This window comes from Planktotalea sp., assembly GCF_965659345.1.
Classification (GTDB): Bacteria; Pseudomonadota; Alphaproteobacteria; order Rhodobacterales; family Rhodobacteraceae; genus Planktotalea.
In genome coordinates this window covers 1-19306 of the sequence record NZ_CBFHVK010000001.1, presented here as the reverse complement: position 1 = coordinate 19306, position 19306 = coordinate 1, and the positions used below count along the sequence as shown (strand labels likewise).

Here is a 19306-nt window from a genome sequence, read left to right as displayed (position 1 = left end):
GCCTCTCACGCTTCTTCAGCCATCCTAGACCCACCTTGCAAGAGAAAGCCAGATGTTCAATTTTTGCAGCGACCCTTCCCAATTGGACGGCTTTTATTGGCTTTCGTGTTACCTTACGACAGGCAAGCACATGGGCTTTTACGCGTCGTTTGGCACCGTCTTGCTCCTTCTTGCGATCACAGCACCAACCGCTCTTGCCTTTGGATTTTTCGGAGCATCAGCCGCACGTTCAAAGGTCACGCCATTACGTTGGTTTGGCAAAGGGTACATATCTGTTGTGCGCGGCGTGCCTGACATTGCCTTTTTCTTGTTTTTTATCATCGCACTAGACCAAGGCATCGAGTATCTGCGCCACAAGGTAAAGTGTAGCGATTGGGACCAACCCATTCGCCAAGGAAACGACTTCATCGTGTGCGACGCGGCCAAAATGCCGCTTGGGTCTGCTCCACAATGGATCCATGAAAGCTATGGTTTCACCCTTGCAGTGCTTACCTTCGCCATCGTTTTCGGTGCTTTCGCAGCCAACGTCTTGTTTGGGGCCATGCGCGCTGTTCCGCGTGCACAGATCGAAACCGCAGAAGCGTATGGCATGACCCGCAAACAAAGTTTCTGGCGTATTCTGGTTCCGCAAATGTGGGTCTATGCTTTGCCCGGTCTCAGCAACCTTTGGATGGTTTTGATAAAAGCGACCCCTTTGCTCTTTTTGCTAGGGATTGAAGACATCGTTTATTGGGCGCGCGAACTCGGCGGTACAAAAACATCGCGTTTCACGGACTACCCCCACGGTGATTGGCGTGTTTGGTACTTCTTATTCCTTTTGGTTTTCTACCTTGCCTTCACCAAGGTTTCCGAAATCTTCCTAGAGCGCCTGATGATACGCCTCACTCATGGCCAAGCCACAACAGGCGGCGAAGCGCAAAGGAAGGCTGCATAATGGAAGAGTGCCTTCAAACCATCGCAGACTACGGCCTGCGCTCGATAGGAATTGGCCAAAGGCTTCTTCCAAAAGAAGATTTCACCCTGTGTCAGCAAATCACACTAATCGGCTCTGGCATGATCTGGAATATCTATTTTGGTATTCTCGCACTGCTCTTCGGGTTCTTCTTCGCAACCGGTCTTGCAGTTGCCAAAGCCGCTCAAAGCCTTTGGCTTCGCAAACCCGCAGAATGGTTCATCTTTCTGTTTCGCGGCTCACCGCTGTTTATCCAGTTCTTTTTTGCTTATTTCCTTTTCCTATCGCTCAAAGGGGTCAGTCCGATCTTCAACCCCTTTACCGCCGCATGGCTTGGTGCGTTGATCGTATTGTTTTGCAACACCGCCGCCTACACAGGCGAAATCTTTTACGGCGCGCTCCGCTCCATCCCCAAGGGCGATGTAGAGGCCGCAGATGCCTATGGGCTCACAGGTTGGCCACGCTTCAAGCGCATCATTTGGCCGACGATGCTACGTCTGGCGTGGCCCGCCTATACGAATGAAGCGATCTTCTTGTTTCACGCCACAACCCTTGTCTTCTTCACCGGATTTCCCGCATGGCAACAACGTGGTGATGCGCTTTATTACGCAAACTACTTCGCGGATAAGACGTTTAATCCATTTGTTCCCTATCCGATTCTTGCTGGCTATTTCATCATCCTCACATTGATAGTCATCAGCGGTTTCGGTTTCGTTAATCGGCGCTTGAACCGCCACCTTCCCCAAGAAACCCGCAGCAAGCTCAAACTGCGCGCCAACATCATCCGCTAAAAGAGGCATCCATGGACACGTGGTTATCCCAACATCCCGACATCCGTTCCATCCGCGTCGCGGGCTGTGATCTGAACGGCCAAGCGCGCGGCAAACGCATCCCGACACGCTTTGCGGGCAAGATTATCGAAGACGGCAGCCGTTTCCCGTTTTCTGTGCTCAATCTCGACATTTGGGGCGAAGATATCGAAGACAGCCCTTTGGTCTTTGACAGCGGCGATGCTGATGGAGTTTTACTCCCTACGGAGCGGGGATACCTTCCGATGCCTTGGCTGGGTACGCCAACTGCATTGCTCCCTGTCTGGATGTTTCATGAAGATGGCAGACCTTTTGACGGGGACCCACGTCAAGCGCTTGCGCGGATAAAAGATCGATATACACAACAAGGGCTTACTGCCGTCGTTGCCACAGAAATGGAATTCTACCTGATCGATGACACAGGCCGTATGCCGCGCACGGTCCCATCGCCGCACAACGGAAAACGGCGTACCGGATCTGAAACGCTCGGCTTGCGGGCGCTCGATGCGTTTGATGAATTCTTTACCGACCTCTATGACGCCTGCGAAGCCATGGATATCCCTGCTGACGCCGCAATTTCAGAAGCAGGTCTAGGCCAGTTCGAGATCAATTTGATGCACGTTGATGACATGCTCAAGGCGGCGGATGACGCGTGGCTTTTCAAACTACTCGTGCGTGGGCTCGCGCGCAAACACGGGTTTGCAGCCAGTTTCATGGCCAAACCCTACGCGGATTATTCAGGCAATGGCATGCACATGCATTTCTCGGTGCTCGACACTGAAGGCAATAACATCTTTGATGATGGTGGTGTCAAAGGCTCTGAACGTTTGCAAAACGCGATCGCTGGATGCCTCAACGCGATGCCTGGCTCTATGCTTATCCTCGCACCGCACGCCAACAGCTATGACCGTCTTGTGCCCGGTGCCCATGCGCCCACAAAACTATGTTGGGGCTATGAGAACCGCACAGTTGCGATCCGCGTGCCAGGCGGCAATCCCAAAGCGCGCCGCATTGAACACCGTGTCGCGGGTGGCGATGTGAACCCTTACCTGTTGCTGAGCGCAGTGCTTGGCGCGGCCCTTGACGGGATCGAACAAAAGCAAACACCACCTGCCCCAGTGACAGGTAACGCCTACGCACTGGATGCGCCCGAACTGCCCACCACATGGCAGGATGCGTTGGATGTGTTCCAAACCGATCCAGCTGTCGCGCGGATCTTTCCCAAAGCGCTGATCAACAATATGGCAATGACCAAGCGCCAAGAAATTAGCGAAGTCGCGACACTGTCAGAAGAAGAGCGGATTGCGCTCTATCTTGAGTTCCTCTAGCGTTTTTAAAATACCAAAGGTGATCCATGAAAATCGGTATTCTCCAAGCCGGACACGCCCCGCCCGCCATGATCGAGGCGCGTGGCGATTACACGCAAATGTATTCTGAAATGCTAGGCCAAGACACGTTCAACTATCAAACGTGGAGCGTGGTCGATATGGAATTTCCAAGCGGCCCGGACGATGCCGATGGCTGGGTCATTTCAGGTTCAAAGCACGGCGCTTATGAAGATCACCCCTTCATCCCACCGCTTGAACAGTTGATCCGCGATATCACTGCAGCAAACCGTCCGCTTGTTGGCGTGTGTTTTGGTCATCAGATCATCGCACAAGCGCTTGGGGGCACTGTTGAAAAATTCGATGGTGGCTGGTCCATTGGACAACAGACCTACGACATTGACGGTGAAGAGATGCAATTGAACGCATGGCATCAAGATCAGGTGACTGCACTCCCTACAGGTGCGAAACGCATCGGCAGCAGTGACTTTTGCGAAAATGCCATGCTCTATTACGAAGGCAAGGCGCTCACCATCCAACCGCATCCCGAATTTGATGCGCGCTCAATTGATGCATTGCTCACAACCAAGGCCAAAGGCGTCGTTCCCGATGATCTTCAAACGGTCGCGCGTGATCGCCTCAACCTGCCCGATCACAATGCAATTATGGGTGCGCGCCTTGCGCATTTCCTCAAAACAAAGAGCCTCTCATGAGCGACTGGACCAAAAAGCTACCTGCGACCGCTGCCGCTTATATCGAAGGGCGCAAATTGGACGAGGTCGAATGCATCATTTCTGACCTGCCAGGCATCGCACGCGGAAAAGCGGTTCCAGCCAGTAAGTTCGCCAAACAGGACCAATTCTTCCTGCCTGACTCCATCTTTTATCAAACAATCACAGGCGATTGGGGTGAAGCGGCTGGCGACGAGGGTTTCATCGAAAAAGACATGATCCTCAAACCTGACATGGACACAGCGACCGCCGCGCCGTGGACAGGTGATTGGACACTGCAAGTGATCCACGACGCCTATGATCGCAAAGAACAGCCCGTCATGTTCTCCCCTCGCAACGTGTTGAAACATGTGGTGCAGCAATATCGTGACCGTGGCCTTGAGCCTGTTGTCGCGCCTGAAATGGAGTTCTTTCTCGTTGCGCGCAACATTGATCCGGCCAAAGCGATTGAACCGATGATGGGCCGTTCAGGCCGTCCTGCTGCTGCACGCCAAGCCTATTCGATGACGGCTGTCGACGAATTCGGCCCAGTGATCGATGACATTTATGATTTTGCCGAAGCCCAAGGGTTCGAGATTGATGGCATCACCCAAGAAGGCGGCGCAGGCCAGCTCGAAATTAACCTCCAGCACGGCGATCCAGTCAAACTTGCGGACGAGGTCTTCTTCTTCAAACGTCTCATCCGCGAGGCCGCCTTGCGCCATGATTGCTTTGCCACGTTCATGGCTAAACCGATCGAGCAAGAGCCGGGCAGCGCCATGCACATCCATCATTCTGTGCTCGATATCGAGACGGGCCAGAACATCTTTTCCGGTCCTCAAGGTGGTGAAACAGATGCGTTTTTCCATTATATCGCGGGTCTTCAAAACCACCTGCCCTCTGCCATCGCAGTGCTTGCCCCTTACGTGAATAGCTATCGTCGCTACGTCAAAGATCACGCCGCACCTATCAATCTCGAATGGGCGCGCGACAATCGCACAACAGGCATTCGCATTCCTTTATCTGGTCCAGAGGCGCGCCGCGTTGAGAACCGTCTCGCAGGGATGGACTGTAACCCCTACCTTGGGATCGCGGCCTCACTGGCCTGCGGTTTGCTCGGTTTGATCGAAGAAGAACGCCCCGACAAGCAGTTCAAGGGCGATGCTTATGATGGTGAAGAAGATATTCCACGCACCCTTGGCGAAGCTCTGAATATTTTCGAAGAAGCCACCGATCTACACAATATCTTGCACCCCGAATTTGCGCGCGTTTACGCAATTGTAAAGCGCGCGGAATATGATGAGTTTCTTCAGGTTATTTCGCCATGGGAACGTGAACACCTGCTACTCAACGTATGAACCTTCTGTTTTCCAACGATAAACGTGGCGAGTATCCCGAGAGCTGGTATGCAGCTGATGCAACGCCATTGGCCCCTTTCGACAGCTTTCGCGGCGAAACCTCCGCGGATGTGTGCATTGTTGGTGGTGGCTACACGGGCCTCTCTGCAGCCCTTCATCTCGCAGAGCTGGGGTATGATGTCGTTGTACTAGAAGCACATCGCGTTGGCTTTGGCGCCTCTGGTCGCAACGGCGGACAGCTTGGCTCTGGTCAACGCATGGATCAGGACGGGCTTGAAGATTTGATGGGCCAAGATACCGCACACAAATTTTGGACCTTAGCTGAAGATGCCAAGAAACTCGTTAAAGATCTGATTGCAAAGCACAATATTGATTGCCACCTCAAACCCGGCGTCGCCGATCTGGGTTTTGGCAAACGCGACGTTAGCGAACTGCAAGACTATGCCAAAAAGCTGCAAGATGACTATGACTATGCCGACGTAAGCCCACTGAACAAAGAGGAAAGCCAAGCCCTTTGCCCGTCCCCAGCATATGGGGGTGGCAAGATGGATTGGGGTGCGGCGCATTTGCAACCATTGTCTTTCGCGCTTGGTCTTGCCAAAGCAGCCTCAAACGCGGGCGCACGGATCCTTGAGAACGCCCATGTGCATCACATAAAAGACGGCGCGAAAGTTACTGTGCAAACCGATCAGGGTCGCGTCAAAGCGGATCATGTTATTCTTGCGGGCAACGGATACCTTGGTAACCTGAACCGTAAAGTCGCAGCGCGCGTCATGCCAATCAACAACTTCATCGTTGCAACCGAACCTTTGGGCGATGACGCAGCAAAGGTCCTTACCAAGGACATCGCAGTCGCAGATACCAAATTTGTCGTGAATTATTTCAGGCTCAGCCACGACAGCCGGCTCTTATTCGGCGGTGGTGAAAGCTACGGCTATCGTTTTCCCAACGATATCACTGCGAAGGTACGCAAACCAATGTGCGAGATTTTTCCGCATTTGCGTGATGTGAAGATCGATTACGCGTGGGGTGGAACCCTTGGGATCACGATGAAACGTATGCCCTACCTCGCCCGTGTTGCGCCAAATATCCTAAGCGCGTCGGGCTATTCCGGGCATGGCGTCGGCAATGCGGTGCAAGCTGGTAAACTTATGGCCCAAGCAATTCATGGGCAAGATAGCGGTTTCAATACAATGGCCAGCATCCCGACGCCTAGCTTCCCGGGTGCAGGTGCCTTGCGCACGCCGCTCTTGACCCTCGCAATGAGCTGGTATGCGCTGCGTGATCGCATCGGCGTTTAAGCGCCGTCACTGTCATTAAATAATCACTCAGGCAAATATCTGTTTCAAATCCGTTACATCTAAGGGGTATAGAGCGTGCAACAAAAGGAGCACGACCCTATGACGGCCCCCAATGTCTATGATGCTGAACCAATTCCAGATGCCGCTCGCGCAGAGATCGAGCGTTTGCTCAAGACCGGTGATTTGTTTCGATATACCGCCGCTCAGGATGCTCCGGTCACTTTGCTTGAAACTGAATTCGCAGAGTTCTTAGGCAGCACATATGCACTTGCGGTGTCGAGCTGCTCCGCTGCCTTGTTCCTTTCACTCAAGGCGCTTGACCTTCCGCGCGATGCAAAGGTCTTGATCCCAGCGTTTACATTTGCCGCTGTGCCCTCCTCCGTCGTGCATGCAGATTGCGTGCCTGTGTTGTGCGAAGTCGGTGAGAATTATCGTATCGATCTTTCGGATTTTGAGCGCAAACTAGACGCGAGCATCAGCGCGGTGATCATCAGCCATATGCGCGGTCATACGTCTGATATGGATGCCATTCTTGAGCTCTGTGATACGAAGAAAATTCCTGTAATCGAGGACGCCGCGCATTCGCTTGGCACCACGTGGCACGGTAAGAACATCGGTACATTTGGTAAGATTGGCTGCTTTTCGTTCCAATCCTACAAGCTTCTCAACGGTGGTGAAGGCGGTATTTTAGTTACCGATGACCCCGACCTTGTCGCACGCGCGGTGATCATGTCTGGCGCGTACGAGCATAACTGGAACAAGCACGCTATTCTGAAAGAGCCTTTCGCTAAATGGCAAAACAAGCTGCCGCTTTATAACTTGCGTATGAGCAATCTCGCTGCCGCAGTCGTACGTCCACAATTGGCAGAAATCGAGCGCCGTGTTGTCGATGGACGCCGCAACCACGACTACGTAGCAGGCCGTCTAAACACTCATTTTGCTTTTGATGTACCCGAGAAGCTTGGCCCAGAAAAACGCGCGCCGGATTCTTTGCAATTCAATCTCGTTGATCTGAGTGATCAACAAATCGTAGCATTCTCAGAGGCAAGTGCGCGCGATGGCGTGAAGGTTCAGATCTTTGGCCGCTCGTCAGACAACGCACGCGCGTTTTGGAATTGGCAGTTTCTAGACGACACTCCAGAGCTACCTAAAACACGCGCAATGTTGATGAAAGCTTGCGATGTGCGATTGCCTGCGCGTCTCAGCATGAGCGAACTTGATCAAATCTCAGACATTTTACTGGCCGCAGCAGACAGCGCGCTTGTCGAAGAGCCTATTGCTGCTCAGGCTTAGGTCCGCGCTATTTGCCCAGTTTGGAAAGCTTGTCCTGTAGATCGGCAAGCTGTGTTTTGATCGCATCTAAATCTTCTTTAGATTCAGTTGCTTCGACCACTGGCTCGTCTGGCTGAGCGGCTCCTGGTGGTGTCCACTGTCCACCTGTCATCGCCTTAAAAAACGCTTCTTGCTGGGCGCGAAATGCGTCCATTCCGGGCATTTGGGCGATCGGGTTGGCTTTGGCCATATTGTCTACGACTTTGCTTTGGCTGTCGCGAAGCATATCAAAAGACATCGCCAAGAATTGCGGCACGACGCTGCTGGCTTGGCTGGTGTAGCTGCGCACAAGGTCGGTCAAAACGGCAACTGGCAAAACGCTTTCACCTTTGCTCTCACGCTCTGCAACAATCTGCAGAAGATATTGACGCGTAAGATCGTCACCAGACTTTAGATCAACGATCTTCACATCACGCCCATCACTGATGAAACCAGAGATGTCTTCAAGCGTAACGTAGTCGCTGGTCTCTGTATTATAGAGCCTGCGGCTCGCGTAGCGTTTGATCAACAATGGGGTCTTGGCGTCGGTCACTTTAGGCTCCCTCCCAAAATGCAGCAGTGCAGCAAAGCCTATGCGAGTGCAGCGCGAAAGGGAACAGAAAAAGAAAAGGGCCGATCTTTCGATCAGCCCCGTCATTCGGCATCAGTGTGGGAGGACACGTATCCAAATGTTCTTAACTTTTAAAGCCAAGCTTACTTTGCAGCAGCTTTCTTAACAGCAGCAGTTGCTTCTGTTGTCGCTTTTTTAACAGCCGCTGTTGTTTCCTCGGAAACGTTCTTGCCTGCTGCCATCATCAATTCAACTGTTTCGAGCTGAACTTTTTTCGCGATCTCTGCAAAAGAAGCAACGTGCTCTGCTGCGGACTCAGCGGATGCGGACGCCATGTCTGTCATCGCTTTTGCGTAGTCTGCTGGCTCTGCCTTAACTTTTGCGAAGTCAGCGAATTTCGCCAATGTGTCTTTTGCCCAAGCTGTGGAGAGCTCTGCAGACTTTTCAGCTGCGTCTACGGAAACTGCGGAGAGCTTCTCGTTAAGCGTCGCAGTTGTTTTGAACGCGTCGTCCATTGCTTTTGTGTCTACTGGGAATGCGCCCATCATGTCTTTCATGATTGCGGAGAAATCTTGTGTCTTAGCCATGATATAAATCCTTTTGCCTATCTCGCGGGACGATCCTGCTGTGTTCGACTAAGAAACATATACGTGCTGCGCTGCAGCATTGCAAGTATTATTCTGCACTGCAGCAAAAGTGACTTTCCGCGAGGGAAATCAGCGTCTTGCGCTAAGTTTCACGTAGGTTCCAGGCGCATCGCACAGTGCTGGATGATCAGAATCACCTGGCTGCAGCGCAGCAATTTGCTTGCCAGAGCGCTGCTTTAACCATGATTCCCAACGTGGCCACCAAGATCCTTCGCTAAACTCTGCCTGTTCAAACCATTCATTTGGTGCAAGTTTCATATCTTCATTGGTGTAGTGACCATATTTGTTACGGCTCGGCGGATTAACGATGCCCGCAATATGACCTGACTGAGTAACAATGAACGTTTTTGAACGACTGCCCATTTGTTGCACACCACGATAACAGCTTTTCCAAGCGGCGATGTGGTCTGTCTCACAAGCGATAGCGCAGATCGGCACATCCACATCTTTGAGACTGAGCGTTTCACCCATCAATGTGTAGCCATCTTCAGCAAAATCGTTGGATTGGCACAAGCCGCGCAAATACTGCACGGCCATCTTACCTGGCAAGTTCGCGCCATCGCCGTTCCAATAGAGAAGGTCAAAGGCGGGCGGTGCCTCACCCATCATGTAGCTTTTGATCGCAGGTGTGTAGACAAGGTCATTAGAGCGCAAAAAGCTGAACGTTCGGCCCATAATATGTGATCGCAGGTAGCCCTTTTCATTCACCTCTTCTTCGATGCCATCGATGAAATCGTTTTGCAGGAACGGCGTGAACTCACCTTGATCGGAGAAATCTGTCAGCGCGGTAAAGAGCGTTGCCGACTTGATGCTCTTGTCACCGCGTTTTTTCAACAGCGATAGCGTAAGGCTCAGGGTGGTTCCGGCGATGCAATACCCAATGCAATTCACCTGTTTTTGACCTGTAATTGCCTTCACCTCACGCAGCGCCGTGAGATAACCGTCCTCAATGTAGTCCTCTAGACCGACCTCTGCGTAACTGTCATCGGGGTTTATCCAAGAGATTACGAACAAGGTATATCCCTGCTCTGTAATCCATTTGATCAGGCTATTTTGCTTCTTGAGGTCGAGAATATAGAATTTATTGATCCACGGCGGGAACATAATGATTGGCGTTTCATGCACCGTCTCTGTGACCGGAGCGTATTGAATGAGTTCCATCATCTTGTTCCGGTAAATCACTTTGCCCGGCGTCGTTGCGATATTTTCGCCAAGTTGGAAGGCCTTTTCATCAGCAAGCTTGACGATCAGCTCGCCATCATTCGCCTCAAGATCGCTCACGAGGTTTTCCAGCCCATCCAAAAGGCTACGCCCTTCTGTAGCGACCGCCTTTTCCAATGCATCCGGGTTGGTACCTAGAAAATTTGTTGGCGCCATCATATCGACGATCTGCTGTGCGAAATAGGTCAGGCGCTGCTTTTCTTTTGGATCGAGATCTTTGGTATCCTCAACCGCTTGGGCAATCGCTTCTGCATTGATCAGATATTGCTGTTTCACAAAGTTGAAATAGGGATGCGTATTCCACAAAGGATTGGCAAAGCGGCGATCGCCCTCAAATGCATCGCTGGGCGCTTCGAATTTGCCCTTCGCAAGAGTCTGTTGCGCTTCGACATAATGTTTAACCGACTTACCCCAGTATGCGGCCTGATGCTCAAACACCTTGGCAGGGTTATCCATGACCTCTTTCATGTAGGCGGTCATCGCGTCGGAAAATAGCTCTTGATTCGGACCACTGAGCGCGGGATTCGATTTTGATTTTGATGAAACCGCTTTGATGAGCCGCTCTGACAACGCTTCGATTTTCTCTAAGTTCGCTGCCATTTCAGGTGAATTTGGTCCTGTGGGAGTCTCATTTGTTGTCATCTTAACTTTTCCAACCTATTCTCGCTGCTGTGCAGCATAATGGTGGCAAGTGTACCCCCGCAGTGACCTTAGGGCAAAGCGGCGAATTGGACAGCCCCCAGAATTGGCCCTTTGCAGGCAAGGATAGAATATGAAGTATATGGCGACTTACGACATGATGGAAACCATGCGGAACACCAACCAGTGGCTGGGAGCAACTGCGCGATCCATGGCCGCCTATCCGATGTTTTCGATGGTTCCGAATCCCGCACTGCAATGGCTTGGCGCTTGGGGTGAAGTGACAGAGCGGTCGTTCGAACGCATGGTCGTCAAACCTGACTGGGGCCTTGATACTTTTACGTGCGACGATGGGCGCGATCATTTGATTGAGGTTAGGCCGATCGTCGAGCGTGCATTTGGTGATTTGATCCATTTTGAAGTCACCGGTCGCGAGACTATGAAGCGCAAGATCCTGCTGGTTGCTCCGATGTCTGGCCACTACGCAACGCTGCTACGTTCTACTGTCAAATCGCTGATCCGCGACGCAGAAGTCTATGTCACCGATTGGCACAATGCGCGCGACATTCCGGTGTCTGCTGGTAAGTTTGATGTTGAAGATTATACACTCTATCTTGTTGATTTTATGCGTGAACTTGGACCTGATACGCATGTCATTGCGGTCTGCCAACCCGCACCACTAACGCTTGCGGCCACTGCTTATCTGGCGGAGCAGGATCCCAAAGCGCAGCCGCGCTCTTTGACACTTATTGGGGGACCGATTGACCCGAATGCGAACGCCACAGATGTCACCGATTTCGGCCATCGCATTACGATGGGACAGTTGCAAGAAACGGCAATCCAACGTGTTGGTTTCAAGCACAAAGGCGTGGGTCGGCTCGTATATCCGGGTCTGTTGCAGCTCACATCTTTCATGTCAATGAACAGCGAAAAGCACTCAAAAGCGTTCAACGATCAAGTGATGCGCACCGCGCAAGGTGAAGCGTCAGAGCATGACAAACACAACAAGTTTTACGATGAATATCTAGCCGTCATGGACATGCCCGCGGAGTTCTATTTGAGCACGGTCGAGCGGATCTTCAAGAACGGTGAAATCGCCAGCAACGAGTTTGTTGTCGACGGTCACAAGATCGATATCGGCAATATTACGACTGTTGCAGTGAAGACAGTTGAGGGTGCCGAGGACGACATTTCCGCCCCTGGTCAGTGCATTGCAGCACTTGATCTATGCACAGGTTTGCCTGATTCGAAAAAGGCGAGCCATGTTGAGCCAGGTGCTGGTCACTACGGTATATTCGCAGGTCGCAGCTGGCGCGATAACATCCGTCCACTGGTTTTGGAGTTCATTGACGCCAACAGTGTTGCAGATAAGCCCAAGGCCAAGAAAGCTCCGAAAAAGAAGGCCGCAGCGAAATAAGCTGCGACTTCGCGTGATTTAAGAAGGCGGCTCTCTATTATGAGAGCCGCCCTTTTTTATGCTAAAATCTCGTCGAGCATGGCTTGCGTGCCGCGTGAGAATTCCAGAGGGCAGCCATAACTCTCGCCCTGCATGGCGCGTTGAAATGCTTCGACTTGAAGCACATAGTGATTGGCGCTTGGCCAGCGAAAGACCTCGCTAGAGCCGTCTTTTTTGAGCACTTCAAGACGCGCCTCACCATAAACCAATGGGTTATAAGGTACGCTCAAGCGTGCAATCGCGTCTTCGCCGTGAAATTCCGCACATTGGTAGGGCGTCATACGCATCGACGTGGTGCTATCATAGGTAAAGTCGTCGAATTCAGCCGTGACAAGCGCATGTACATCAACACCGTGTTCAAGCGTGAGTTGCTTGGAAATGATCCGCTTTGGTTCCTGCCCCGTAACAAAGCGCGCACCGCCCAAAGTATACACTCCGATATCGCGCAAACCACCGCCACCACGCGCAGCGGAATGACGAATATTGCTTTCATCAGCGCGATTGTCATAGCTAAATGTGCTCGACACACGGCGCAATCTACCAAGCGCACCACTTTGCACAAGCTCGCGCATTTTTTGCCATTGGGGATGATGCACGATCATATAGGCTTCCGCAGCAAGCAGGCCGGATGCATCACGCGCGGCGATCAATTCATCAATCTCAGCCACGTTCATCCCAATGGGCTTTTCAACCAGCACAGCCTTTCCAGCAGCAAGAGCCTTCAGCGCCCAAGGTTGATGCAAATCGTTAGGCAGCGGAATATAGACCGCATCAACGTTGGGATCTGCGAGCAAAGCGTCATAGTCAGTATGCACTTTCAGGTTTGGTGCAAACTTCTGAAAAGGAACGGCTTTTAGCGCATCACTTGTCGCAAGCGCCACAAGTTCACCACCCTGCGCAGCCGCGATCGCGGGCCCCATATGTTCGCGTGCAAATTTCGCAGCGCCTAAAATTCCCCAACGTGTCGTGCCCATGAAAAAGCCCCCTCTCAAATTTGAGAGGAGGCTATCATTCACATCGATACTTTCAAAGCTCAGGCGTCGACAAGCATGCCTTTTTCTTCAGCCAAAGCACGCATGCGGTCCTGAAGCTTTTCAAACGCGCGCACTTCGATTTGGCGAATGCGTTCACGACTGACGTCATACTGACCGCTCAAATCTTCCAGTGTCACAGGCTTGTCAGACAAACGGCGCTGCACAAGAATATCCTTTTCACGGTCATTCAGCACGTCCATCGCATCTGCAAGCATCTCGCGACGAGCTTCAAGTTCATCGCGCGCTTCATAGTCGCCCGCTTGATCGGCATCTTCATCCTCAAGCCAATCCTGCCATTGCATGGTGCCTTTACCCTCGGAGCCGACTTGGGCATTCAAGGACGCATCGCCACCCGACATACGACGATTCATTGAAATCACTTCAGTTTCCGTCACACCCAAATCATGGGCGATCCGTGCAACGTTTTCGGGACGCATGTCGCCCTCTTCCAACGCACCAATGCGGTTTTTCGCTTTGCGCAGGTTGAAGAATAGCTTTTTCTGCGCCGATGTTGTGCCAAGCTTGACCAAGGACCAGCTGCGCAGGATGTATTCCTGAATAGCCGCGCGGATCCACCACATCGCATATGTGCTCAGGCGAAACCCCTTCTCAGGGTCAAAGCGTTTCACCGCTTGCATCAAACCGACATTCGCCTCCGACACGACTTCGGCCTGTGGCAGGCCATATCCGCGGTAGCCCATGGCAATCTTCGCCGCGAGACGCAGGTGAGATGTCACCATCTTATGGGCCGCTGCCGTGTCTTGCTTTTCGACCCAGCGTTTGGCGAGCATGTATTCCTCTTCCGGCTCCAACAATGGGAATTTCCGGATTTCCTGCATGTAGCGGTTTAAGCCACCTTCAGGCGTTGGTGCGGGTAGATTTGCGTAATTGGCCATGTCCCTGCCCTTTATGTATATCGCGTTAACATTCAGTTAATAACGCTATCATCGTGTTTCAAGACCCCGCAGGTTCGCGGTGTTGATTTAAAAGTGGGCCTATCGACGCGCATTTTCCAGATATGTGTCCGCGCGCTCACGCGCATGTGCTGTGCAGGGGCTTAAGAACGTAAATTTTGTAACAATTGGGCCATATCTTCAGGCAATTCCGCCTCAAACCGCAACAATTCACCACTTATTGGATGCTCAAACCCGAGCAAAGCCGCGTGTAGGGCTTGACGATTGAAGGTCTTAGCTGCCTCCAACCCGACTTCACTAAGCGCTTTTGCAGGCAATTTGCGACGCCCGCCATATGTTGGATCACCCAGCAAGCCGTGACCAACATGCGCCATATGAACGCGAATTTGATGTGTGCGCCCTGTTTCGAGACGACATTCCACAAGTGCAAGACAGTGCGGATTTCCAAAACGCTCGATCGCGCGCGCGCGCGTTACGGCGTGTCGGCCATTCTCAAAAAGGACCGCTTGGCGTTGGCGGTCATGTTTGTGGCGTGCGAGTTGAGTTGTAATCTTCAGCACGCCCCCTGTTTCAAAGCTCACCCCGCGCACACCGCGTATACGTGGATCGGACGCTTCGGGCGCCCCTTGTGTTACCGCGAGATACGCGCGTTCAGCGGTGTGCGCTGCGAACTGAGCGGCAAGGCCATGATGTGCTGCATCGGATTTGGCAACGACCAGCAAGCCACTGGTTTCTTTGTCAATTCGATGAACAACACCCGGGCGTTTTGAGCCACCAACGCCAGAAAGCTTACCCGCGAAATGGTGCAAAAGCGCGTTCACAAGTGTGCCAGAGGGCGTCCCAGGTGCAGGGTGAACAACCATTCCGGCGGGCTTGTTCACCACGATCAGATCGTCATCCTCAAAGATAATGTCGAGGGCGATATCCTCAGGTTCAATGTGGCTATCCACCGCCTCTTCGACGGTGATTTCGACCTGCGCGCCTTCAGCAATCTTGCCTTTCGGATCGGTTTGGACGGTGCCGTTGATCGTGATTGCCCCTGCTTCAAGCAACTTCGCGATGCGCGTGCGTGAAAGCGATGCGCTCTCTGGCACATCACGCGAAAGCGCTTTATCAAGACGCGTCGGCGGATCTTCCTGAACCGCGAAGGTAATTTTGGACGAGCCCATGCTGCCCCCTGAGCAAGAGATTGAAGAACCCGCGCAATTGCGATTCCTGCGCCGTCTGGTGACTGTGTTGACGGCGGTGATGATTGGCGGCGTTGTATTGATAATCGCGCTGCTTGTCATCCGCTTGAATGACAAACCTGCGATGTTGCCTGAAAACGTAGTTTTGCCTGAGGGGGTCGAGGCAAAAGCCGTGACCTTAGGCGAAAGCTGGTATGGGATTGTGACGCAAACCGATGAGATTTTGATCTTTGATCGTCTGACTGGGAAATTGCGTCAACGCCTGCAAATTACATCCAAATAGAATCCGGAAAATGGCACGTTAACCATTTGTTTACTTGATGATTGACCAAGTGCTGTGCGTGCGCGTAGGTTAACACATCCTTAATGGCCTGCGGCAGAAGTCGCATCCTCTCACTGCCTCTTAAATCCTTCTCAAGATTGGAGACGTACGTGAGTCGTTCGATACTTCTGTGTAGTTTTCTCGCTTTGAGCGGCTGCGCTAATGATAAAACCTTGCACTTTGTCGCTGGCGCCGCCGCGTCAAAATACACAGCATCAAAAACGCAAAACGCCCTAAGCGGATGTGCCGCCGCGATTAGCGCGGGAATCGCCAAAGAGCTGTACGACAGTCGTTTTGGTGGCGTGGTGGATGCTGCAGACGCCGTGGCAACAGGTGCCGGCTGCATGTATACGCTCCGCTTTTAAAGGTTGGGCTTGGGGGCACTCAAAGATCCACGGATCTTTAGATGGCTTTTCAGCTCCAACGACTTACCTAAGCTGGTTTTTTCAACCAATGCGGTGAGCTCGATCGCGGCTTGCCGGCCCATTTTACGGTGTGGCACATGAACTGTGGTCAGCAACGGTGATACAATCTGTGCGAGTTCAATGTCGTCAAAACCAGTGATGGAAAGGTCGTCGGGCACTTTTAAGCCCAACTGTTTAGCGCGCAACAACGCGCCCACCGCAAGGACATCGTTGCCACACATGATGACGCTCAGATCCGAGGATAGCGCGAGCAGTTGTTCCAACGCGTTTCCCCCGTTTTCAATATCATAGGTGGTTTCAATGATGGGCATCGCATCCGGGTCAAGTCCGGCTTCACGCAACGCGTCTTTAACGCCTTCTAGTCGCCGTGTTGCGCGATCATTCCCTTGACACACGCCTGAAATGACGCCGATTTTTCGATGGCCTTTCGCAATCACCGCGTGCGCAAGCGCATGCATGGAGGCGCGATTGTCAAAACCAATTGCAGGTCGCGGGTTGGCATCGGAATAGGCCCAAGCGATCAACGCGGGCACTTGCTGACGTTCCAGATACTCGTAAACAGACGCGTCCCTGTCATAGCCGATGAGCAGTAACCCATCAGCCCCGCGCGCAATTAGTGCACGGATTTGCTCTTCTTCAACCTTTGGCTGATATGCGGAACTGGACACCAAAAGCGTATAGCCGCGCGCGTGCAACTCTTCTTGAAACGCCTGTAAACCTCGGGCGAATATAGCGTTGTCCATCGTTGGGATGATCGCACCAATGGTAAATGTGCGTTTGGCGGCCATAACACGCGCACCGAAATTAGGCGTATAGCCCAACTCCTCCACCGCAGCCATCACACGCTTGCGCGTGCGTTCTACAACCCGGTCTGGCGTGTTCAAACACCGCGACACTGTGGCCGTGGATACGCCTGCGGCTTTCGCCACATCGTCAAGAGTTGGAATTGATCGCGCGCTGTCCATCACATATTTTGCTTCTGATTGCCCATCTTGGTCAACACCACTTTAGTTCGCGGCACTAGAAGTGAAAAGTGTGGGGGTGATGGTACCGCCTCCCCGGCTTGAACGGGGGACCCCTGGTTCCACAAACCAGTGCTCTAACCAACTGAGCTAAGGCGGCACACACAGGCGATGTAGCTTTAGCAAAGTTTGATTGCAAGACCCTTTTCGACGTCTACAGAGTGATTTCCCATTGTTGCTCAATCAAAGGAACACCGAAAGACAAAACAGGCTTAGACGAAGCACAAGACCAACCGGTTGCCACATAAAGCGCACAAGCGGCCAAATGGCTTTCATGCGTCCAAAGCGTCATTTTTTTATATCCGGCTTGTTTTGCGAAACTCATACAATGGTTCAAAAGAAATCGGCCAAGCCCCCTGCCACGTGCCTCCGAAACAGTGAGAAACAGACGCAGCTTTGCAGTTTCTTCATCAGTTCTAACACAAAAGATGCTTCCAAGCCGTTGGCTATCCTGCCGTGCGATCCAACCTGCTTCAGATGAGGGGTCCGCATTGCTTTCAAAATCTGTGAGGATCTGATCAACCAAAGGCCCGAAGCTGTCATCAAACCCGTCGCTTTGTTGATAAAGCTTTTGATGTTGCGCGACCAACCACGCATGATCAGATCGGGTGTATGGGCTCAATTGGACATCGTTCATCGCACAATTCAAAGACAGATCACCTTGCAGAGCAAGGGGTTTTTCAGTAGCCGAGTAGAGCAAAGATAAAGGATATAAGCCCATGGGAATTAACACTGAACGCGATATTGAAGCGAACATGCAGATTGGCCCAACAGATGCTGGGATGGTGCGTATCTTTATCGAAGGCGACGGAATTGAAATTCCGATGGATTTTGATCCAGAAGAAGCCGAAGAAATCGCCGAAGAAATTCGTGCCGCCGCGTCGCGTGCGCGCAACATGGGCAGCAAGTAAGACCAGTCCTTAGCGGTGTCGCTCACCGGGTCCAATGAGTTCGAATTCGGTGATCTCAAACTCGTAATACCCACTCATATCGCTCTTTTCTGCGCGCGCGATCAATTTGCCCTCAGGATCATGGTAGATCGCATGAACAGTTTGCATGCCGCGGTAGCACCAATCGCCATCTGGGTAGTAAAATTTCACCATCATTTTTGCGTTTCCGATCTTCAAACACGCGCCATTGGATCGCGCAGCGACTGTAGGCGACGTGCCGCGATAGCAGCGAATTTTTGAATGATCACTTTGCGCCTTGCCGCGGCAAGTTTCGCTTCCGGTGCCATTCGGATAACTTCGGCATCATAAGCATCACCAATCAATAATCCTGTGCCTTCGGGCAAAAGGTCGAGTGGGAAGTCGCTGTCTACAGCCCAGAAATAGCGATCACACCATTCTAAGTACCCTTCCCACTTTTTATCTGACTGAAAGTCAGCCTTGCTGGATTTACACTCGATCACCCAAAGCTCGCCCTTAGGGCCCATTGCCAAAACATCCACACGCAAGCCTTTAGCGGGAACGAATTCCTCAAGGCAGGCAAAGCCCATGCTTCCCATATGACGACATACCCCCCGCGCAAGAAGTTGGCCCGGCATCATATCAACGGTTTCTTTGACAATCTTGTTCATAGGGGCAACATATGAACAAAGTAAGAACAAAATCAAGCGCCGCGTAAACGCCCTGCCCCTTGCCGAAGAGCCCCGCAGCCCCTAAATAGAACAGCGGCGGTTTCTGCCCTTCTTGTTTTACGGTAGCATTCCAGTGGCCTTAAGCATTTCCTTGGGAGCTGGCTCTGTTTGGACCCTGGTCCACTTACCTGGCGCCCACCTGTACATACAGGTCCTCGGGAATCAAAACCAGAACGGTTGCGTGCGGTTCCGCCACTTTAAACCAACTTAAAATGCGCGAAGCGCTTTTTGTTGCGCAGTCACCGACTTTTGAGCATCGCTTTAGATACATTGACGGCTCCGCCAATATTAAGACACCATCCCTGCGTAAGAGTGCACAGTCTGTATATTGAGGCTTGCACTTCGTATTAACGAATTGGAATGGCAATGAAAAATATACTCTCAACGGCTTTGTTGCACAAATCGGTCTGAGGCCGATCTCCCCCTTACCCCAGACGGATTTAGCCTACAGCCACGGTACTTG

21 protein-coding genes and 1 tRNA gene are annotated in these 19306 nt (G+C 52.1%); 11 read left to right on the top strand and 11 right to left on the bottom strand.

Translation table 11 applies throughout. The features are described 5' to 3' along the window. Positions 1-52 precede the first annotated feature (52 nt). The 7 genes from ACTG3Z_RS00110 to ACTG3Z_RS00080 all read left to right on the top strand — a co-directional run bounded on the left by ACTG3Z_RS00110 (position 53) and on the right by ACTG3Z_RS00080 (position 7748). Positions 53-934 (top strand): ABC transporter permease, encoded by an 882-nt coding sequence (locus ACTG3Z_RS00110; protein WP_439140634.1) that lies wholly within the window; start codon positions 53-55, stop codon positions 932-934. After that, positions 934-1743, top strand: coding sequence for an ABC transporter permease (locus ACTG3Z_RS00105; protein WP_439140633.1), 810 nt, complete (start codon positions 934-936; stop codon positions 1741-1743). The genes ACTG3Z_RS00110 and ACTG3Z_RS00105 overlap by 1 nt, the downstream gene beginning before the upstream one ends. Before the next feature lie 11 nt (positions 1744-1754). Next, positions 1755-3089 (top strand): glutamine synthetase family protein, encoded by a 1335-nt coding sequence (locus ACTG3Z_RS00100; RefSeq protein WP_439140632.1) that lies wholly within the window; start codon positions 1755-1757, stop codon positions 3087-3089. A 26-nt stretch (positions 3090-3115) separates the two neighbouring features. Then, positions 3116-3799 carry a type 1 glutamine amidotransferase gene (locus ACTG3Z_RS00095; RefSeq protein ID WP_439140631.1) on the top strand — a complete coding sequence of 228 codons (684 nt, stop codon included), beginning with the start codon at positions 3116-3118 and terminating at the stop codon, positions 3797-3799. Continuing rightward, positions 3796-5154 carry a glutamine synthetase family protein gene (locus ACTG3Z_RS00090; protein WP_375266589.1) on the top strand — a complete coding sequence of 453 codons (1359 nt, stop codon included), beginning with the start codon at positions 3796-3798 and terminating at the stop codon, positions 5152-5154. The genes ACTG3Z_RS00095 and ACTG3Z_RS00090 overlap by 4 nt, the downstream gene beginning before the upstream one ends. Beyond that, positions 5151-6455 (top strand): NAD(P)/FAD-dependent oxidoreductase, encoded by a 1305-nt coding sequence (locus tag ACTG3Z_RS00085; protein ID WP_439140630.1) that lies wholly within the window; start codon positions 5151-5153, stop codon positions 6453-6455. Before ACTG3Z_RS00090 ends, ACTG3Z_RS00085 begins: the two co-directional genes overlap by 4 nt. 99 nt (positions 6456-6554) lie before the next feature. Next, positions 6555-7748, top strand: coding sequence for a DegT/DnrJ/EryC1/StrS family aminotransferase (locus ACTG3Z_RS00080; protein ID WP_439140629.1), 1194 nt, complete (start codon positions 6555-6557; stop codon positions 7746-7748). 7 nt (positions 7749-7755) lie between these two features. Here the strand turns inward: ACTG3Z_RS00080 and phaR are convergent, their stop codons facing one another. From phaR to ACTG3Z_RS00065, 3 genes are all read right to left on the bottom strand, one after another. Then, complete coding sequence (gene phaR, locus ACTG3Z_RS00075; protein ID WP_439140628.1) at positions 7756-8319, bottom strand: polyhydroxyalkanoate synthesis repressor PhaR; 564 nt, start codon at positions 8317-8319, stop codon at positions 7756-7758. A gap of 161 nt (positions 8320-8480) precedes the next feature. After that, the gene (locus ACTG3Z_RS00070) at positions 8481-8924 is read right to left on the bottom strand and encodes a phasin, PhaP (RefSeq protein ID WP_375266586.1); all 444 of its coding nucleotides are present in this window, start codon (positions 8922-8924) and stop codon (positions 8481-8483) included. Positions 8925-9053: 129 nt separating this feature from the next. Continuing rightward, positions 9054-10847, bottom strand: coding sequence for a PHA/PHB synthase family protein (locus ACTG3Z_RS00065; RefSeq protein ID WP_439140627.1), 1794 nt, complete (start codon positions 10845-10847; stop codon positions 9054-9056). A 130-nt stretch (positions 10848-10977) separates the two neighbouring features. Between ACTG3Z_RS00065 and phaZ the strand changes: the two genes are divergently transcribed. Then, positions 10978-12261 (top strand): polyhydroxyalkanoate depolymerase, encoded by a 1284-nt coding sequence (gene phaZ / locus ACTG3Z_RS00060; protein ID WP_439140626.1) that lies wholly within the window; start codon positions 10978-10980, stop codon positions 12259-12261. A gap of 56 nt (positions 12262-12317) precedes the next feature. On the opposite strand, the gene ACTG3Z_RS00055 is transcribed toward phaZ, so the two are convergent. From ACTG3Z_RS00055 to ACTG3Z_RS00045, 3 genes are all read right to left on the bottom strand, one after another. After that, positions 12318-13274 carry a Gfo/Idh/MocA family protein gene (locus tag ACTG3Z_RS00055; RefSeq protein ID WP_439140625.1) on the bottom strand — a complete coding sequence of 319 codons (957 nt, stop codon included), beginning with the start codon at positions 13272-13274 and terminating at the stop codon, positions 12318-12320. A gap of 59 nt (positions 13275-13333) precedes the next feature. Further along, positions 13334-14230 carry an RNA polymerase sigma factor RpoH gene (gene rpoH, locus ACTG3Z_RS00050; protein WP_439140624.1) on the bottom strand — a complete coding sequence of 299 codons (897 nt, stop codon included), beginning with the start codon at positions 14228-14230 and terminating at the stop codon, positions 13334-13336. A 161-nt stretch (positions 14231-14391) separates the two neighbouring features. Then, positions 14392-15417: an RluA family pseudouridine synthase gene (locus tag ACTG3Z_RS00045; protein WP_439140623.1), complete on the bottom strand. Its 1026-nt coding sequence runs from the start codon at positions 15415-15417 to the stop codon at positions 14392-14394. Between ACTG3Z_RS00045 and ACTG3Z_RS00040 the strand changes: the two genes are divergently transcribed. Continuing rightward, positions 15416-15718 (top strand): DUF6476 family protein, encoded by a 303-nt coding sequence (locus tag ACTG3Z_RS00040; protein ID WP_439140622.1) that lies wholly within the window; start codon positions 15416-15418, stop codon positions 15716-15718. The two genes, ACTG3Z_RS00045 and ACTG3Z_RS00040, sit on opposite strands and share 2 nt — an antisense overlap. Before the next feature lie 149 nt (positions 15719-15867). After that, a complete protein-coding gene (locus ACTG3Z_RS00035) occupies positions 15868-16122 on the top strand; it encodes a hypothetical protein (RefSeq protein ID WP_439140621.1) in 255 nt (84 codons plus the stop codon). On the opposite strand, the gene ACTG3Z_RS00030 is transcribed toward ACTG3Z_RS00035, so the two are convergent. From ACTG3Z_RS00030 to ACTG3Z_RS00020, 3 genes are all read right to left on the bottom strand, one after another. Next, positions 16119-17147, bottom strand: coding sequence for a LacI family DNA-binding transcriptional regulator (locus ACTG3Z_RS00030; RefSeq protein WP_439140620.1), 1029 nt, complete (start codon positions 17145-17147; stop codon positions 16119-16121). The genes ACTG3Z_RS00035 and ACTG3Z_RS00030 overlap by 4 nt on opposite strands. A gap of 80 nt (positions 17148-17227) precedes the next feature. Beyond that, positions 17228-17304: transfer RNA gene (locus tag ACTG3Z_RS00025), tRNA-His, on the bottom strand. A gap of 54 nt (positions 17305-17358) precedes the next feature. Further along, complete coding sequence (locus ACTG3Z_RS00020; protein ID WP_439140619.1) at positions 17359-17925, bottom strand: GNAT family N-acetyltransferase; 567 nt, start codon at positions 17923-17925, stop codon at positions 17359-17361. Between ACTG3Z_RS00020 and ACTG3Z_RS00015 the strand changes: the two genes are divergently transcribed. Further along, positions 17924-18115, top strand: coding sequence for a DUF6324 family protein (locus ACTG3Z_RS00015; protein WP_375266576.1), 192 nt, complete (start codon positions 17924-17926; stop codon positions 18113-18115). The two genes, ACTG3Z_RS00020 and ACTG3Z_RS00015, sit on opposite strands and share 2 nt — an antisense overlap. Positions 18116-18124: 9 nt before the next feature. Here the strand turns inward: ACTG3Z_RS00015 and ACTG3Z_RS00010 are convergent, their stop codons facing one another. Continuing rightward, on the bottom strand, positions 18125-18310 hold the full coding sequence (locus ACTG3Z_RS00010) for a hypothetical protein (protein WP_439140618.1): 186 nt from the start codon (positions 18308-18310) through the stop codon (positions 18125-18127). Between the two features lie 17 nt (positions 18311-18327). Next, complete coding sequence (locus ACTG3Z_RS00005; RefSeq protein WP_439140617.1) at positions 18328-18783, bottom strand: MmcB family DNA repair protein; 456 nt, start codon at positions 18781-18783, stop codon at positions 18328-18330. Positions 18784-19306: the final 523 nt, after the last annotated feature.

Excerpts from the sequence above, each read along its gene's own strand:
- ACTG3Z_RS00110 (WP_439140634.1), top strand. The coding sequence starts at position 53 with ATGTTCAATTTTTGCAGCGACCCTTCCCAATTGGACGGCTTTTATTGG.
- ACTG3Z_RS00105 (WP_439140633.1), top strand. The coding sequence starts at position 934 with ATGGAAGAGTGCCTTCAAACCATCGCAGACTACGGCCTGCGCTCGATA.
- ACTG3Z_RS00100 (WP_439140632.1), top strand. The coding sequence starts at position 1,755 with ATGGACACGTGGTTATCCCAACATCCCGACATCCGTTCCATCCGCGTC.
- ACTG3Z_RS00095 (WP_439140631.1), top strand. The coding sequence starts at position 3,116 with ATGAAAATCGGTATTCTCCAAGCCGGACACGCCCCGCCCGCCATGATC.
- ACTG3Z_RS00090 (WP_375266589.1), top strand. The coding sequence starts at position 3,796 with ATGAGCGACTGGACCAAAAAGCTACCTGCGACCGCTGCCGCTTATATC.
- ACTG3Z_RS00085 (WP_439140630.1), top strand. The coding sequence starts at position 5,151 with ATGAACCTTCTGTTTTCCAACGATAAACGTGGCGAGTATCCCGAGAGC.
- ACTG3Z_RS00080 (WP_439140629.1), top strand. The coding sequence starts at position 6,555 with ATGACGGCCCCCAATGTCTATGATGCTGAACCAATTCCAGATGCCGCT.
- ACTG3Z_RS00070 (WP_375266586.1), bottom strand. The coding sequence starts at position 8,924 with ATGGCTAAGACACAAGATTTCTCCGCAATCATGAAAGACATGATGGGC.
- ACTG3Z_RS00065 (WP_439140627.1), bottom strand. The coding sequence starts at position 10,847 with ATGACAACAAATGAGACTCCCACAGGACCAAATTCACCTGAAATGGCA.
- phaZ (WP_439140626.1), top strand. The coding sequence starts at position 10,978 with ATGAAGTATATGGCGACTTACGACATGATGGAAACCATGCGGAACACC.
- ACTG3Z_RS00055 (WP_439140625.1), bottom strand. The coding sequence starts at position 13,274 with ATGGGCACGACACGTTGGGGAATTTTAGGCGCTGCGAAATTTGCACGC.
- rpoH (WP_439140624.1), bottom strand. The coding sequence starts at position 14,230 with ATGGCCAATTACGCAAATCTACCCGCACCAACGCCTGAAGGTGGCTTA.
- ACTG3Z_RS00040 (WP_439140622.1), top strand. The coding sequence starts at position 15,416 with ATGCTGCCCCCTGAGCAAGAGATTGAAGAACCCGCGCAATTGCGATTC.
- ACTG3Z_RS00045 (WP_439140623.1), bottom strand. The coding sequence starts at position 15,417 with ATGGGCTCGTCCAAAATTACCTTCGCGGTTCAGGAAGATCCGCCGACG.
- ACTG3Z_RS00030 (WP_439140620.1), bottom strand. The coding sequence starts at position 17,147 with ATGGACAGCGCGCGATCAATTCCAACTCTTGACGATGTGGCGAAAGCC.
- ACTG3Z_RS00015 (WP_375266576.1), top strand. The coding sequence starts at position 17,924 with ATGGGAATTAACACTGAACGCGATATTGAAGCGAACATGCAGATTGGC.
- ACTG3Z_RS00020 (WP_439140619.1), bottom strand. The coding sequence starts at position 17,925 with ATGGGCTTATATCCTTTATCTTTGCTCTACTCGGCTACTGAAAAACCC.
- ACTG3Z_RS00010 (WP_439140618.1), bottom strand. The coding sequence starts at position 18,310 with ATGATGGTGAAATTTTACTACCCAGATGGCGATTGGTGCTACCGCGGC.
- ACTG3Z_RS00005 (WP_439140617.1), bottom strand. The coding sequence starts at position 18,783 with ATGAACAAGATTGTCAAAGAAACCGTTGATATGATGCCGGGCCAACTT.